This is a genomic window from Pedobacter jejuensis (genome assembly GCF_003725795.1).
In the GTDB taxonomy this organism is placed as follows: Bacteria; Bacteroidota; Bacteroidia; order Sphingobacteriales; family Sphingobacteriaceae; genus Pedobacter; species Pedobacter jejuensis.
On record NZ_RBEE01000042.1, the window covers coordinates 1 to 17277 of the forward strand.

General features: G+C 35.1%; 15 protein-coding genes. 7 read left to right on the forward strand and 8 right to left on the reverse strand.

Annotation, left to right across the window (positions count from 1 at the left end):
- Positions 1–82: 82 nt before the first annotated feature.
- Positions 83–1387 carry a DEAD/DEAH box helicase gene (locus D7004_RS14645; RefSeq protein ID WP_208646861.1) on the reverse strand — a complete coding sequence of 435 codons (1305 nt, stop codon included), beginning with the start codon at positions 1385–1387 and terminating at the stop codon, positions 83–85.
- Positions 1388–1435: 48 nt separating this feature from the next.
- Positions 1436–1654 carry a hypothetical protein gene (locus D7004_RS14650; protein ID WP_123206593.1) on the reverse strand — a complete coding sequence of 73 codons (219 nt, stop codon included), beginning with the start codon at positions 1652–1654 and terminating at the stop codon, positions 1436–1438.
- A 219-nt stretch (positions 1655–1873) separates the two neighbouring features.
- Here D7004_RS14650 and D7004_RS14655 point away from each other — a divergent pair, with 219 nt between their 5' ends.
- The 3 genes from D7004_RS14655 to D7004_RS14665 are packed head-to-tail and all read left to right on the forward strand — an operon-like array spanning position 1874 to position 3422.
- Positions 1874–2347 (forward strand): ribonuclease H-like YkuK family protein, encoded by a 474-nt coding sequence (locus D7004_RS14655; protein ID WP_123206594.1) that lies wholly within the window; start codon positions 1874–1876, stop codon positions 2345–2347.
- A gap of 48 nt (positions 2348–2395) precedes the next feature.
- Positions 2396–2923 carry a TlpA family protein disulfide reductase gene (locus D7004_RS14660; protein ID WP_123206595.1) on the forward strand — a complete coding sequence of 176 codons (528 nt, stop codon included), beginning with the start codon at positions 2396–2398 and terminating at the stop codon, positions 2921–2923.
- Between the two features lie 31 nt (positions 2924–2954).
- On the forward strand, positions 2955–3422 hold the full coding sequence (locus D7004_RS14665) for an SRPBCC family protein (protein ID WP_123206596.1): 468 nt from the start codon (positions 2955–2957) through the stop codon (positions 3420–3422).
- A 6-nt stretch (positions 3423–3428) separates the two neighbouring features.
- On the opposite strand, the gene D7004_RS14670 is transcribed toward D7004_RS14665, so the two are convergent.
- The 5 genes from D7004_RS14670 to D7004_RS14690 all read right to left on the reverse strand — a co-directional run bounded on the left by D7004_RS14670 (position 3429) and on the right by D7004_RS14690 (position 9508).
- The gene (locus D7004_RS14670; RefSeq protein ID WP_123206597.1) at positions 3429–4004 is read right to left on the reverse strand and encodes a DUF4468 domain-containing protein; all 576 of its coding nucleotides are present in this window, start codon (positions 4002–4004) and stop codon (positions 3429–3431) included.
- A gap of 87 nt (positions 4005–4091) precedes the next feature.
- Positions 4092–5108, reverse strand: a complete 1017-nt coding sequence (locus D7004_RS14675; RefSeq protein ID WP_123206598.1) for a porin — start codon at positions 5106–5108, stop codon at positions 4092–4094.
- A gap of 40 nt (positions 5109–5148) precedes the next feature.
- Positions 5149–6552, reverse strand: coding sequence for an ammonium transporter (locus tag D7004_RS14680; RefSeq protein ID WP_123206599.1), 1404 nt, complete (start codon positions 6550–6552; stop codon positions 5149–5151).
- Between the two features lie 345 nt (positions 6553–6897).
- Entirely contained in the window at positions 6898–7845 is a 948-nt protein-coding gene (locus D7004_RS14685; protein ID WP_123206600.1) for a TIGR01212 family radical SAM protein, read from the reverse strand.
- Positions 7846–8086: 241 nt separating this feature from the next.
- Positions 8087–9508: an APC family permease gene (locus tag D7004_RS14690; RefSeq protein ID WP_123206601.1), complete on the reverse strand. Its 1422-nt coding sequence runs from the start codon at positions 9506–9508 to the stop codon at positions 8087–8089.
- A 263-nt stretch (positions 9509–9771) separates the two neighbouring features.
- Between D7004_RS14690 and D7004_RS14695 the strand changes: the two genes are divergently transcribed.
- From D7004_RS14695 to D7004_RS14710, 4 genes are all read left to right on the forward strand, one after another.
- Positions 9772–12018, forward strand: coding sequence for a sodium-translocating pyrophosphatase (locus D7004_RS14695; RefSeq protein WP_123206602.1), 2247 nt, complete (start codon positions 9772–9774; stop codon positions 12016–12018).
- Positions 12019–12131: 113 nt separating this feature from the next.
- Positions 12132–13607: an amino acid permease gene (locus D7004_RS14700; RefSeq protein ID WP_123206603.1), complete on the forward strand. Its 1476-nt coding sequence runs from the start codon at positions 12132–12134 to the stop codon at positions 13605–13607.
- A gap of 84 nt (positions 13608–13691) precedes the next feature.
- Positions 13692–15023 (forward strand): porin, encoded by a 1332-nt coding sequence (locus D7004_RS14705; RefSeq protein WP_123206604.1) that lies wholly within the window; start codon positions 13692–13694, stop codon positions 15021–15023.
- A 72-nt stretch (positions 15024–15095) separates the two neighbouring features.
- A complete protein-coding gene (locus tag D7004_RS14710; protein ID WP_123206942.1) occupies positions 15096–15662 on the forward strand; it encodes a MarC family protein in 567 nt (188 codons plus the stop codon).
- Between the two features lie 441 nt (positions 15663–16103).
- Here the strand turns inward: D7004_RS14710 and D7004_RS14715 are convergent, their stop codons facing one another.
- The gene (locus D7004_RS14715) at positions 16104–17270 is read right to left on the reverse strand and encodes an RsmB/NOP family class I SAM-dependent RNA methyltransferase (protein WP_123206605.1); all 1167 of its coding nucleotides are present in this window, start codon (positions 17268–17270) and stop codon (positions 16104–16106) included.
- Between the last annotated feature and the right edge of the window lie 7 nt (positions 17271–17277).

Sequence of the window (17277 nt, forward strand, 5' to 3'; positions counted from 1 at the left end):
CAATGAACCAATGAACCAATGAACCAATGAACCAATGAACCAATGAACCAATGAACCAATGAACCAATGAACCAATGAGTTCCTAACTAGCTACCTCAAGTTTCAATTTTTTCCCTTTTATTTTTTCTCCACTTAACGCTTTCAAAAGCTTTTCTACAACTTTTCTTTTAACAGCTACATAACTGGTTGTATCCTTAACTTCGATAAGCCCTAAATCTTCTTTTTGTAAACCACCTTTTTGCAAAAATAATCCAACAATATCAATTTTGTTAATTTTATCTTTTTTTCCATTTGCGATGTATAGAGTCACCCAATCACTTGCTTCAGGCAATTTATATTTATCGCCTAACTGCTCTAACTCAATATTTTCGGGAAGATATTTATAATGCTCTTCTTCTGTTAAAATCGCATACGCGGTACCTTTCGCGTTCATACGTGCGGTTCTTCCATTTCTATGAATGTACGCATCTTCGGTGTAAGGCAATTGATAATGTACGATATTTTCTACCTCCGGAATATCCAATCCACGGGCTGCTAAATCAGTAGTAATTAATATTTTATGACTACCATTTCTAAATTTCAAAAGTGCTTTTTCTCTATCGGCCTGCTCCATTCCCCCATGGAAAACATCATGTCCTAAACCATGCTCAAAAAGTAAATCGCTAATCCTATCTACAGTTTCTCGGTGATTACAAAAGACCAGGGTATTGGAGCCACCAATTTTACTCAACAATTTAAATAGTACTTCAAGTTTATCTGCTGCTGGAGCTATTACTTTCTTTAGCTTTAAATCTGGCTTTACCTGATTATCTTTTGAAAAATCTACTTCAGCAGGATTTTTTAGCTTTACAAAAGCAGGTATCTCCTCCATTTTCGTTGCCGAAGTTAAAATTCTTTGTTTGAGGGATAGAAGTGTACCGATAATATAGGACATATCCTGCTCAAAACCGAATTCAAGTGACTTATCGAACTCATCTAAAATCAAAGTTTCAATAAAGGATTCATCAAAATTGTGGCGTTCTAAATGATAGGCGATTCGACCAGGCGTACCGATTAAAACTGCTGGTGGATGCGCCAGGTTGTTTTTTTCAATTCGTACAGCATGACCACCGTAACAACAGTTTACTTTAAAAGGCGAACCCATTTGTTTAAAAACCTGCTCAATTTGTAATGCAAGTTCTCTAGACGGAACTAAAATTAGAGCCTGTACACCTTTAGAATCTGTTTTTAAACCAGATAATAAGGGAAGCAAGAATGCTAATGTTTTGCCTGAACCAGTTGGTGCAATTAATACAACATCTTTGCCTGCTTCAACAGCGTTTATAGATGCATTTTGCATCTCATTAAGTGCAGTTATATTTAATTTTTTAAGCGCATTTTCTTTCATCACGCTCAAAGGTAAGCATTTCTTGATGTAGCAAACTCAGTAAAATTATTAGCGTTTTAAAAATCGTTGTTTTAATCTTTTCAGTACCGAAAAATTAAGTTTCTTTTCTAATAACAATAACATTTTGCCTCTTTGCGATAAAGAATTCGTAACTTTCTCATTAACAGCATCCACTGAAGAAATAATTCGTTCTGTTAAATCATCAGCAAATTTGTTTGCTCTGCTTTGTTGCAACAACTGAAACTCTTGTATTAATTCTGCTTTCATAATTCAAGTGATTTGGTTAACTAATAAATAAATGTAACGCTTTAAAAACCCAATTTGTTGCAAAAAAAATGAAAAACAACTAACACTTTACACTTAACTTGTTGATAACTAAACTTTTGTTAGCAAATAAACAATTGCTTATTAACGTTAATTTAATTTGCAACACTTATTTTTATAAAAACCTGATTACCATTTGTTAAACTCAAAATACAACAATGTATGACATGGAAAAAATTTAGTGGCGAAGTTATCCAAACTTCCATCCTCGAAGAAATAGAACAAGCAATTATTAGAGAAACAGAAAAGGGTTATAAGCTAAAGGTCTGTATCGGTACAGACTCACAAGTTAAAGGCTTAATAACTGATTTTGCCACCGTAATTGTATTGCTCAGAGCGCATCATGGTGGTTTTATGTATATCCATCAAGAAAAATCATCACAACAAGTAAGCATTAAAGAACGCATGTTGATGGAAGTTCAAAAATCAATAGAAACTGCCTACTCCATTTGCGACCTATTGGATGTTTATGACGTTGCATTAGAAGTGCATGCAGATATTAATACCAATCCATCATTTAAATCTAACAAGGCACTAAATGATGCAATGGGTTATATTTTAAGCATGGGATTTATATTTAAAGCGAAACCAGAAGCCTTTGCAAGTTCTACCTGCGCAGATAAAATGGTTCATTAGGTTTGAATTCGGATTTTATTGGAGTATCTTTAAACATAATTTACCGAGATGAAAAAGATACTCCTCCCTATTTTTGCTTTGTTAATTACATTTTCTGCATTTGCCCAAACAGATGATAAAGACACTTATACAAAAATTGGAGATGATGCACCAAAATTTAGTTTTGAACTCGAAAAAGGAAAAACAGTAAAAATTGCAGATTATAAAGGCAAACTCATATTAATTAACTTATTTGCAACCTGGTGCCCGCCATGCAATATCGAGTTACCATTAGTTCAAAAAGATATTTGGGATAAGCATAAAGACAATAAAAACTTCGCATTTTTTGTATTTGGTCGTGAAGAAGGCTGGGATAAACTCATACTTTATAAAGCTAAAAAAGGGTTCACCTTCCCAATATTGCCCGATTTGAAAATGGAGGTCTTTAACAAATTCGCAAAACAATCCATCCCAAGAAATATTTTAATCGATGAAAGTGGCAAAATCATTTATCAATCTATGGGCTACGAGGAAAAGGAATTTCAATCGCTAGTGAAATTGATCAATGATAAATTAAATCAGAAAACAACAAAATAACATGTTTGGTGTTTGAATATAAAACTATAACTTGAAAACTTACAGATTAGAATTTTCGCAAAAAATCCCAGTTTCTTTAGATACCGCTTGGGATTTCTTTTCATCACCACTTAACCTTTCTGAAATCACACCAAAAGATATGACTTTTGATGTTACATCACCGATACAAAAAGACACAAAAATGTACACGGGGATGATTATTACTTACAAAGTTTCGCCTTTGCTGGGTATTAAATTAAACTGGATGACAGAAATAACGCATGTTAAAGATAAAGAGTATTTTATCGATGAGCAGCGATTTGGTCCTTTTGCATTTTGGCATCACAACCACCATTTCGAAGCTGTAGAAGGTGGAGTTTTAATGCATGATATCCTTCATTATGCAATTGGATGGGGCCCAATTGGCTCTATTGCTAATGCTGTTGTAGTAAACAATAAAATAAACAATATTTTTAATTTCAGATATAAAAAGGTAGAAGAGCTTTTTGGTAAACTATAACACTGATTACCACTTTTTAGTTGATACCGTATTTGCCTTAGTTTTTTGCTTATCAACTATATTTGTTGCTAATGCCTTTTTAAAGTTTTCAGCAAATTTCGCTGTTTTATTATAAGCGCTTTCTAAAATATCTTTCCATTCACCAGCATTAAGTTTGCCAGGAGTTTTTTCTAAAGCTGTTCCTACTTTGGTTGTAGCTACATAATTACCATAGCGATCTCTTTGGTAAGGAATATATTCAAAATCTGAAAGCCAATAACGGTATTTCTTGTCGCGGGCCTCAAAATTTAAAATGTAGTTAACTTCTCCGCTTGGATGACCAGCAACTAAAATGGTTTTATCGATTACCATTTTACCTTTTGCAGTAATTGAGCTATCCGTTGAGTTTTGCTTTACAATCGATTTTTTGTCAGCATTTAAAAAAGTATTTGCTCTCATCAATAAACTATCTTTTGGTGTAGTTTTAACATCTACAACCTCATAATAAATAAATTTACCGCTATCATCTAAAGGAAATTGCTTTTGCTGCGCTGAAACTTTAAAGGATATTATTGCTATAAATAAAATGAAGAGATATTTCATGGGTTAAATGCTTAAGCTAAAATTAAAGGTAACAAAAAGCCTCCGACTATAAGACGGAGGCTGATTAAATAATTTATATATCAATAGTTAAAAGGCGTAAACTGCTGCTAAAGAAAATTGCCCTGCATTTGGTGCAGCACCAGCGGTTTTATTAAAAAACGGTTTATCTCCATTGTGGTCTAACCTTACCTCAGGGATAAAGGTTAAACCTCCTGATTTAATGTTTGCTGTAAATGTAACGCCAGTATATGAAGTTCCCGGAGTTGCACCAACGTCTTTGTATTTGAAATACTCTCCCCTTAATCCTAAAGTTACTGCATCAGCAACAGCTATTTGAGGGTATAATGCAACACCAGCGTAACCACCAGCATCATCGGCCATATCGTAATTTGCAGCATTTAAACCCAGCTTAAATGCTTTTGAAATTTGGTACGAGGTTGTTAAATCTTCAATGGTTCCATAACCGTATGGGTCTGCACCAGATAAAACATTCAGATAAGCGGTCCAGCCTTCAACAGGTGAAACCATTAATTGGGCACCAATGCTTGAAACACCTCTTGTTGCGCTGTAAACGTTCCAATCATTAAACAAACCGGCCATTAAACTCACTTTATCTGAGAATTTATAGGTTGCTTTAATCCCCGCATTTTGGAAAGGCCCATTTGTAAATAAATAAGATGTAGAATAATTAAAATTTCCAACCGGAGATATTACTTCGTAACCAATAAATGTACCCATATAACCTGCAGTCATCGAAAACTTATCAGAGAAATCGTAGTTTACATATAAGTTTTGAATATGAAACGATGAGTTGTTATTAGCTGCATCAGGAATAGATTGTGTTTGACCGCGAGGACCAAAAGAAATCTCGCCAACAAATGATGCTTTTCCTGTTTTTTTCTTCAACACTAAATCTATCATACCTAATGAAACCGAATTATGGTCGGATGCGAAAGAAGTTGGAATATTAGGTCTTTTTGCAAAATCGTATTTGTAATAGGTATCAACCGACCCTGAAAATTCGAGCGGGGAGGTTGGCGCCTCTTGCGCCAGGGCACACGTAGTGCTTGCTATACTAAATATAGCAGATAAAAATTTCTTCATGTTTGAGCTTTGTTTGGGGTTTAGATATAAATATGCTTATTTAAAGTGCTTCTTGTACCGGACTATTCGATGCAACATAAGCTGCCTTTTCATTTACCAATAAAGTACCTTGAGAGTATTTTTCATTGTGTTGTGATGCATCCAATCCAATTTCTTCTTCTTCATCAGAAACTCTTATTGGGTTGATTAAATTTACCAATTTAAAGATGATAAATGATACAACAAAACTGAATATAATAACAATTACAGCACCCTTTAATTGAGTTACAAAAAACGCCGGATTGCCATAAAATAAACCATCAGCACCTGCTGCATTTACCGTTTTAGTAGCGAAAACACCTGTTAAAAGCATACCAACAATACCACCAACACCGTGACAAGGAAATACATCTAAAGTATCATCTAAGCTTGTTTTTTGTTTCCATGAAACAACTAAGTTAGATACAACAGCTGCTATTGCACCGATAAAGATACTAGAAGGAATACTCACAAAACCAGCACCTGGCGTAATGGCTACCAAGCCAACTACTGCACCAATACAAAAGCCTAAAACTGAAGGTTTTTTACCTCTGGCAACATCAAAAAACATCCACGATAAACCTGCCGCACCAGCTGCAGTATTGGTAGTTAAAAAGGCAGAAACTGCTAAACTATTTGCACCCAATGCAGAACCAGCGTTAAAGCCGAACCAGCCAAACCATAATAAACCTGTACCAATTAATACGTAAGGAATATTTGCAGGTGGAACTTCTTGATGTTCTAAGTGAGATTTTCTACGTTTTAAAACCAATGCGCCAGCCAATGCAGCCATACCAGCAGAAATGTGAACTACGGTACCACCAGCAAAATCTAACACACCCATTTTAAATAAGAAACCTTGTGGGTGCCATGTCCAATGTGCTAAAGGAGAATAAACGAATATTGCGAATAAAACAATAAATAGTATGTAAGATGTAAAACGAATACGTTCTGCAACTGCACCAACCACTAAGCCCGGGGTTATAATTGCAAACATTAGTTGAAACACAGCAAACAAAGATAGCGGAATAGTTAAGTCGGCTCCTCCTTGCAAATGCGGTGCGCCAGAATTTACACCTTTAAAAAACAAAAATGTTGATGGGTTACCAATAAATCCACCAATGGTATCACCAAAAGCTAAACTAAACCCTACAACAGTCCAAAGTACTGTTATAACTCCGGCTGCTACAACACTTTTAATCATTGTAGATAATACATTTTTACGATGAACCATTCCACCATAAAAAAATGCTAAACCTGGAGTCATTAAGAATACAAGTGCAGATGCGATTAATATAAAAGCGATGTCAGGACCACTATATTTACCTTCATCAAAATTTGGAAGCAGTGGAACAAATAGTGCCAGTATTGCAAATACCATTAGTATCACAAAAGGAGCATACTGTTTAACTAAAATTTTAGCCATAGTTTTAGAGATTATTTTGGTTTGGTTATTAAAATTGTTTGATTACCTGATTTATTTTGATAAAAATACAACATATTGTAACTTTTACACTATGAAATAGAATTATTTTAACGAAATCGACAGATTTTTATAAAACCAAGAAAATAAATTGGATTAAATTATAATTAATACAAAAAAAGACTAAAAAAAGTTGCTGTTTTTAAGAAAAACAAAATGATATATATTTATAGAATTATATAATTTTATCTAAAATTTGATTAAAATTATCCAAAAAATATATCAATAGATAAGAATTGCTAGAAATTTTAAGAAAATCAGCAGAATATTCAATGAAAATGTGTGTTTTTAGCTGAAATACATTGAACCCTGAATAACGCCACGTTTTTCAATTTCCTTATCAATATATGTTTGAATTGATGATTTATTTAAGCCCCAATTTGGTGCAATTAATAAATCCCAGTCTGAAATACCAAAAAGCCGCTGGATAACAATATCTGGACGAAGTAATGGGATTAATTCGCAAAGTAAATCTGTATATTCTTCTAATGTAAAGAGTTTAAAAGGTTCTTTTTTGTATTTAGCTCCCATAATAGAACCCTCTACAATGTGGAGGTGATGAAATTTAACGAACTTAATTTGTGGAAAACGATTAATTTCATGAATATATCCCAACATCATCTCTTTAGTTTCCCAAGGAAAACCAAAAATAGTGTGAACGCATAAGTCGAGTTTACTGTTTTCTAATAATTTTACGGCTTCAATAAATTCGCCATGACTACAGCCTCTATTAATTTGATTTAAAGTTTCATCATAGATAGATTCCATGCCCATTTCCAAATCCACATCATATCTATCGGTATAACTTTCAAGCAAAGCAACCTTTTCTGCGTCAATACAATCCGGTCTGGTTCCTACAGAAAAACCAACAACATCTTCAGGATTAACAGCAAGCGCCTCATCATACATCATTTTTAGATAATGCACCGGTGCATAGGTATTTGTGTTTGGCTGGAAGTAAACGATAAATTTATCAGCTTTATAGAAGTTTTTCCCACGTTCCATCCCTTTTTCCAACTGCTCGCGAATGGTAGGCATTTTACGGGAAATTTCTGGGGTGAAAGAATCTACGTTGCAATACGTACAACCTCCATAACCTTTACTACCATCGCGGTTTGGGCAGGTGAAACCTCCATCAACAATAGTTTTAAAAACCCTTTGCCCGTTGTATTTCTCACGCAAATGCGTTCCGTAATTTTTATATCCCTTAATACCTAAATCTACCTGTGTTCCCATTTGCTGCAAAAATACGAAAATAGCATCAAGTATTAAGTTTACGAACCTTTAAAAACATTTAGAATACAATTCAGCAAAATCATTTTTGATTTCTTATGTATACCTATTTTTATGACACCAAGCAAATTGATATCACTTCTGCACCTTTCTCCCAAAAAACGCAATCAATTAGCTACATAAAAAAAGGGATAGCAAGAACTTAATCTTACCATCCCCAAATCTTATTAATCCTTAAATCAACCTAATCCTGCTCTTCTTTGGGTTTTGTTAGATAATAAACTGGTATACCAACCAACATAATGGCCACACCCCATCCACAGGTATCGGGTTTTGTAATAAGTAATCCTATTGAAATTGCAGATGCAACTATGATATAAAATGCAGGTAGGATTGGATAACCGAAAGCTTTATACGGACGAACCGCATCCGGCATTTTTTTTCTCAAAATAAAAATCCCTAAAATGGTAAGGATGTAAAATATAAGTACAATGATAATCACAAAATCTAACAGCGCTCCATATTTACCAGTTAAGCAGAGTAAAGAAGCCCAAATGCCTTGCGCCCAAAGTGCCCATTCTGGCACATCGAATTTATTAAGGTAACTGGCCTTCTTAAAAAACAATCCGTCTTTAGCCATGGTATAGTAAACCCTTGCACCAGCCATAATCAATCCATTATTACAAGCAAATGTCGAAATCATAATCATTACCGCGATTATAATTGTTCCGGTATTACCAAATATATATTGAGCAGCTACTATTGCTACCCGATCTGACGGTGCATGTGCTATTTCGTCTAAAGGCACAACAGCTACGTACATTAAATTGGCTAATATGTAAATTATACTTACGATAAGTGTGCCCAAAAACAAACTTAAACCTACATTTCGTTCAGGATTTTTTATTTCGCCAGCGATGAATGTAACTCCATTCCAGGCATCACTACTAAATAATGAACCCACCATAGCAGCCACAATACCCGACATTAAAGCACCTCCACTAATGCCAACCCAAGAGTTGGTATCCATAACGAACATCTTCGAATCCCAGGCATTTGTCCAGTTGGCATTCCAAATTTCTGCTTTTGCAGCTAGAGCGAAACCAAATATAATAAGCCCAAAAAGTGATAATATTTTGATGATGGTTAGAAACGTTTGAAGCATTTTACCGTTTTTCACACCTTTACTATTAATGTATGTTAGCAATACAATGGTAAAAATAGAAACAAGTTGTGCTGCACTCAATTGAAACGAACCTGTTTGCCAAATAATATTTTTTTCGCTAAGTGGTTCATATAAATAAGCAGCGAATTTTGAAAAAGCCACTCCAACTGCTGCAATTGTACCTGTTTGAATTACAGCGAAGAAACTCCAACCATATAAAAAAGCAATTAATTTGTTATATGATTCTTTTAAATATACGTATTGACCGCCTGCTTTTGGATACATGGCACTTAGTTCGCCATAACTTACCGCAGCAATCATTGTAATAATTGATGTTAAAACCCATATTAAAATTAGCCAACCGGTAGAGCCAACGTAACGGGTCATTTCTGAGCTTACAATAAAAATACCTGAGCCAATCATCGATCCGACAACCAGCATTGTACCATCAAAAAGGCCAAGCGCTCGTTTGAACGTATGGTCTTGTGGTTCTTTCTCCATAATAAAGTTTAGTTTGGGCTAATTTATTTAAAAAAATCTATTTGAGGCCTATTGATAAGTATTATTTTAATTGTAAAACAAGATTTTATGCTCCATAACTATTTTTTTAAAAAGCTAATGAACAGTAGAATAATATTTTATTATATTGCTAAACTAATAACCAAAATTACAATTCAGTATTCTTAAACTTAAGTATTAACCACACTTAAAAAAGATATGAGCAAAGAATATTGAATCGAAACAAATCAAACCAAATATCAACTATGGATTTTTTACAAGACAATTTAATTTATTTTATTCCGGCTTTAGGCCTTGTTGGGATTATTGTGATGATGATTAAAAGCGCCTGGGTAAGCAAACAGGATGCTGGCGATAAAAACATGCAAGAACTTGCAGGTTACATCGCTGATGGTGCAATGGCATTTCTAAAGGCCGAATGGCGGGTTTTGAGCATTTTTGCTGTATTTACAGCCGCCTTATTGGCTTATTCAGGAACGATTACAGAAATTAGAGGCGTGCCCATGCACTCCAGCTGGATAATTTCGATATCATTTATTATTGGCGCCGTATTTTCTGCTACTGCAGGGTATATAGGTATGAGCGCCGCAACTAAAGCAAATGTTAGAACCACTCAAGCTGCTAGAACGAGCTTAAAACAGGCACTTAAAGTATCTTTTACTGGCGGTACGGTAATGGGTTTAGGTGTTGCCGGATTAGCAATTTTAGGTTTAGGTGGCTTATTTATTGTTTTTTTACAAATATTCCATGTCACAAATGTAGATAGCACCGAAATGAGAACCGCTATTGAAGTTTTAACAGGCTTTTCTTTAGGTGCAGAATCTATTGCTTTATTTGCTCGTGTTGGTGGTGGTATTTATACAAAGGCTGCAGATGTTGGTGCTGATTTAGTTGGAAAAGTGGAAGCCGGTATTCCTGAAGATGATGTTCGTAATCCGGCAACAATTGCTGATAATGTTGGCGACAACGTTGGTGATGTTGCAGGAATGGGTGCCGATTTATTCGGTTCGTACGTAGCAACCATATTAGCAACGATGGTTTTAGGACAAGAAATAACAGTTGTAGATAAATTCGGTGGAATGTCTCCTATCCTACTGCCAATGGTTATTTGTGGTTTAGGAATTATATTTTCTATCATCGGTACATGGTTTGTAACCATAAAAGATGAAAAATCAAGCGTACAAAATGCATTAAATTTAGGCAACTGGTCATCAATTATTATTACCGCTATAGCATCATATTTTATTGTAAAGTGGATGCTGCCTGAAACATTAAACCTTCGTGGTTACGAATTCTCCAGCATTAACGTATTTTATGCCATAATTGTCGGTTTAGTTGTAGGTACCATAATGAGTATTGTTACCGAATACTTTACAGCAATGGGCAAAGGTCCGGTTAATTCTATTATACAACAATCTTCTACCGGCCACGCTACAAATATTATTGCTGGCTTATCCGTAGGTATGAAATCTACAGTTATACCAATTTTAGTTTTGGCAGGAGGAATAATGGCTTCATATCATTTTGCCGGATTATATGGTGTAGCAATTGCTGCCGCCGGTATGATGGCGACAACAGCGATGCAATTGGCTATCGATGCTTTTGGTCCGATTGCTGATAATGCTGGAGGAATAGCTGAAATGAGCCAATTACCACCAGAAGTTCGTGAACGTACGGATAATTTGGATGCTGTAGGAAATACAACGGCTGCAACCGGAAAAGGCTTTGCTATTGGATCGGCGGCATTAACATCATTAGCTTTATTTGCAGCTTTTGTAGGTATCGCCGGAATCACAGCAATCGATATTTATAAAGCACCTGTTTTAGCAGGTTTATTTGTAGGCGGTATGATACCCTTTATTTTTTCAGCACTATGCATCCAAGCAGTTGGTAAAGCAGCAATGGATATGGTGCAGGAAGTTCGCAGGCAGTTTAGAGAGATTCCTGGTATTATGACTTACGAAGCAAAACCAGAATACGAAAAATGCGTTGCGATTTCTACAAAAGCATCTATAAGGGAAATGATGATGCCTGGAGCGATTGCATTAATTACACCCATCATCATTGGATTTACTTTTGGACCTGAAGTGTTAGGTGGATTACTAGCGGGAGTTACCGTAACTGGAGTGCTAATGGGAATTTTCCAAAGTAATGCAGGTGGTGCATGGGATAATGCAAAAAAATCTTTCGAACAAGGTGTAATGATTAATGGCGAAATGTTTTACAAAAAATCAGAACCACATAAAGCTTCGGTTACGGGCGATACTGTTGGAGATCCTTTTAAAGACACTTCCGGACCATCGATGAACATTTTAATTAAATTAATGTCGATTGTATCTTTAGTTATTGCTCCATATATAGCAGTTAAGGCTGTTGCTGGCGAACGTAAGCAAGAAGTTCGTAAGGAAATCAGAATTGAACAAAAAACGGATAGTTTAGGCAACGTTATTACTGATACTTTAATCAACAAGACAGATACATTAACACAATAGTTGTAAAAACACAGATATAATACATTAAAAGGGATTTTTAACCAAAATCCCTTTTAATTTTCCGTAATTTTTAATTACGTTTGGCACTGATTAATCTAAACAAAAACTATAATATGGGTTTATTTACTAAAAAACCAATGCATCTATTGCTCGAAGAAGCGGGCGATTCAGGCAAAGGCTTAAAGCGTACACTTAGTGCAGGAGCATTAGTTGCACTAGGTGTAGGAGCAATTATTGGAGCCGGACTATTTGTGCGAACTGCTGCTGCAGCAGCTCAAAACGCTGGACCATCAGTTACAATCGGATTTATAATAGCTGCAATAGGCTGCGCATTGGCCGGTTTGTGCTATGCAGAATTATCATCATCTATTCCAATTTCAGGTAGCGCATATACTTATACTTATGCAACCATGGGCGAATTAATGGCTTGGGTAATAGGTTGGGATTTAGTACTTGAATATGCAGTAGGTGCTGCGACTGTAGGTATAGCCTGGAGTGAATACCTAAACAAACTTTTAGTAGAAGTACTACATATTGCCCCCATACCCTATGAGTGGTGCCACTCTCCATTTCAATCTCATCCAGACGGAACTGTTAATGGAATAATGAACTTACCAGCATTATTTATTGTTGGGGTTTTAAGTTTACTGTTAATTAAAGGAACATCAGAATCTGCTTTCGTAAATGGCGTTATTGTAATTACGAAAGTTGCGATTGTAATATTAATTATTGTTTTAGGCTGGGGATTTATACACGAAGCAAATCATCATCCATATATTCCTGAAGCGACTACTTATGTAGACCACGCAGGCATAAGCCATAGTTTTGGTGGTTTCTGGGGCGTAATTGGCGCCGCCGGAACAGTATTCTTCGCATTTATTGGTTTTGATGCAGTAAGTACTGCAGCTCAGGAAACTAAAAACCCTAAAACTGCAATGCCTATTGGTATTTTGGGCTCATTAGCTGTTTGTACAATTCTTTACATTTTATTTGCACATGTACTTACAGGAATTGCTCCAGTAGAATTTTTTAGAACTAAAGGTGGTGAAGCATCAGTTGTTGCAGCAATTAGTGAATACATGACAGGTTATGGCTGGTTAGCTAAGTTAGTTACTGTTGCTATTTTGGCAGGTTTTTCTTCAGTAATTTTAGTAATGTTATTAGGTCAAAGCCGTGTTTTTTATTCGATGAGTAAAGATGGTTTATTGCCGAAAATGTTTAGCGATTTACATCCAAAATTTAAAACACCATACAAAGCAAACTTGGTAATTTTAGTTATTGTTGGTTTATTTGCTGCCTTTATACCAGGAGATGTTGTAGGTGATATGACCAGTATTGGTACCTTGTTTGCTTTTATGCTTGTATGTATTGCGGTAATTATTCTAAGAAAAACAGACCCAGATTTGCCTCGTCAATTTAGAACACCTTGGGTACCTTTAATTCCAATTTTAGGTGTTGCTGCCTGCGGACTAATGATTTTAGGTTTAGGATGGACCAATTGGTTAAGATTATTTGGTTGGTTAGCCTTAGGATTTATTATCTATTTTGGATACAGCAAAAAGAATTCTCATTTAAAAGATTCAAAATAATTTTCTTTATATTTTTAAAGCCCCGACAAAAAATCGGGGCTTTTTTATGCGTAATAAATTAACTTTGCGCAAATTCTATTATCAATGAACCTTTCTTTACCAACCATTAAACGAAGTTACATCGTAGCTATTTGTGGGTTATTGCTTATTTTTAATAATGCCTTAGCACAACGAACTATAAATGATGTGATGGATTCTACAACAGTAAATCACCTTTTAATCATTTCTAAAAAATATGGTTCACTATCATTTAGTGGATACTTACAACCACAATTTCAGGCTGCTCAAACCAATGGCACACAGGCAGAATATCAAGGCGGGAATTTTGGCGAGTTTACAAATAACCGCTTTAGATTGAGAAGAGGCCGATTAAGAGCTGATTATATGCTTTTAACTGATGATGGTGCACCTTCAACGTATTTTGTACTTCAATTTGATGGCACAGAACAAGGTGTTGCTGTTCGAGATTTTTGGGGCAGATATTATGAAAATGAATGGAAAATTTTAGCGGTCACTTTAGGTTTATCCGGCCGACCATTCGGAAACGAGTTACAACTTTCTTCATCCGTAAGGGAAGCTCCTGAACGTGGTAGAATGTCGCAAATTTTAATGAAAACGGAACGAGATTTAGGTGTAACATTCACTTTAAACCCCAGGTGGAAAGACGCGAAATTAAAGAACATCTCATTAGATTTTGGAATTTATAATGGGCAAGGATTAGCCGGTCCTGGAGAATTCGACAACAGCAAAGATTTTATTCTTAGATTAAGCCATAAAACTTATAAATTTTCAAAATTCTCGATTGCAGGAGGAATTAGCACTTTACAGGGAGGCTTAAACCATCGCTTACCAGTAAGTTATAAAATGGAAAAAGCCAACAACTTATGGTACATGGCTAAGGATTCATCTGCAAACACAATTAATAAAGTTGCACCAAGAAGATATTATGGAGCAGACATTCAACTGGCAACCAATACTGAAAGCTGGAGATCAGAATTAAGAGCAGAAGTAATTTCCGGATTGCAAACCGGAACATCCACAACATCTACAACGCCAGGTTCTTACCCGGTAGATAATAATTCGATAGCATTGCCATACTACACGAGACCTTTTAATGGAGCTTATTTCACATTCGTACAAACTTTAAACAGCACCAGCAATCAGCTAATTTTAAAGTACGATTGGTACGACCCAAATAACAAAGTTAAAGGAAAAAATATCTCAACAAATGCCGGCTTATCACCAGCTGATATTAGATTTGATACTTTCGGTTTTGGTTTTTTACATCACTTTAATATGCATTTTAAAGCAGTTTTGTACTATGATATAATTAGAAATGAGTCTACTCAAATTACGGATTACACAACGGATAGAAAAGATAATGTGCTAACGTTACGGACACAATTCTACTTTTAATATAGAGCTGATGAAGATTTAATTCAAATTGCACTACCTTTGTTAAAATTTACGCCTATGAAATTCGATTTTATGAAATTTAACCTGAGTGAGATTTTATCTACCACAATGGTTCTATTTGCGATTATTGATATTTTAGGCGCCATACCTGTTGTTATAGAATTGCGTAGAAAAGCAGGTCATATCGAATCAGGCAAGGCTTCTTTAGTAGCAGCAGGTTTAATGATTTTATTCCTGTTTTTAGGTGAATCACTTTTAAAAGTTATTGGTTTAGATGTAGAATCTTTCGCCATTGCCGGGTCTTTTGTAATATTTTTTATTGCTATGGAAATGGTTTTAGGTTTAACCATTTTTAAAGAAGAAGCACCTGAAACCGTATCTATTGTTCCTTTGGCATTTCCATTAATTGCAGGTGCCGGAACTATGACAACCTTACTTTCGTTAAAAACCGAATACCACACTCAGAACATTCTTGTTGGTATTTTATTAAATATACTGTTTGTGTACTTCGTTTTAAAAAACACAAACAGGCTCGAAAAACTTTTTGGAAAATCTGGCCTAAATATACTTCGTAAAGCTTTCGGCGTAATATTGTTGGCGATAGCCATCAAACTATTCAGAAACAATACCGGACTTTAAAAAACGTTTCTTTTGAAGTTTGAAATTAGCTATCCGTAACAATTTTCATTATATTTATCTAAACAATAAAGCGAATGAACAGCTTTGAACAATATACCCTGATAATTGGGGCAATTGCTGTTTTGATAGAAGCGGCAAAATATCTTAAGAAGAACTTGAAGCATTGGTTTGAGCATATTTAAACCACACTCACTCTACGCATACCTTTAGCGAGAAATACCTTAATCTTGTGTCTTTCACACTTTAATCTTGACATCCAAAAATTCTTTAATCCTGGGTCTCTTTTACACTTTAATCCTAAAATCAAACAATCCCTTAATCCTGGATCTCTTTTACACTTTAATCTTAAAATCAAACAATCCTTTAATCCTAGGTCTCTCTTACACTTTAATCCTAAAATCAAATAATTCCTTAATCCTGGGTCTTTAATCAAATAATCCTTTAATCCTGTGTCTTGATTAACCTTGCTACAAACATAGTATCTGCATTATTCTGGTAACCTTTTATAACCTCCATAGATTCTAAAGTTAAAGGTAATGTTTCTGTAATGTGCTTAATAACATCTTCATTTTCGGCAGAAAAAGCAGAGCAAGTAATGTATATCAATGGCTTGCCGGGTTTTAGATACTTCCCTACATTTTGTACAATAGCTTTTTGTATTGTTGCGAATTGACTAATCTTTCGTTCTTCAAAAAATGTTAACATTTCAGGCGTTCTGCCCCAAGTTCCTGAACCGGTGCAAGGTGCATCTAGAATAATTCCATCGAATGCGTAGTGGTGTAAAATTTGGTCGTTATTTTTTAATAAATCGAGTTCTTTTTTATGGTATTTTCTTATTCCTGCATGCTTAAAACGTTCATCTAAATTTAGCAATACGCTTTCACGTAAATCCGTTACTAATAATTCTACAACTGCCTCTAAACTATGCAACAACAAAGTTTTTCCACCTGATGCGGCACAACAATCCCACCATTTATCATACTTATTAGGCTTAAAATAACTTCCTGTATGTTGAGATGATAAATCCTGAACTTGGTAAGAACCATCTTCTAAAATCGTTTCAAGTTTTGTGCCGTTGGGTAGAGATAAAGCTGTTTCAGAAATTTGTTCGACAGCTATATTTTCATTTTGCAGCTTTGTTAGTATTGTAGAGATGTTTTCGGCAGGTACCCTGATAAATAAATTCGGTTGACTGAAGAAAGATTTATAGAATGCAGTTTTATCTACATCTGATGAAAGAAATGAATGAGGAGGATAAACATCTTCCAAATTAAAATCGGGATATTGTGATTTAACGAATTGCAATTTCTCCTCAAATGGGGCATGTATTTTAGCTACAAAATCGGGTAAATTCTTTTCTACAATTAAACTCAAAGTATCATGAGCAAGAAAATCAGCAATACTTAATCGTTGTTCATTACTAAGTTGCGGTAAAGCTTTTCCTAATCTAAAAAAACTGTATAAATGTCGAGTAACCCACCTCCTGTCGGATGAGCCCATTTGCTTATTTTGCTTGAAATATGTTGGCAGAAATCTGTGTAAAGGCAAATTTCCGTCGTAACTTTTTAGAGCCTGTTCAAATGCTCTAAGCTGATGTTCAACTCTCATTTGGTTA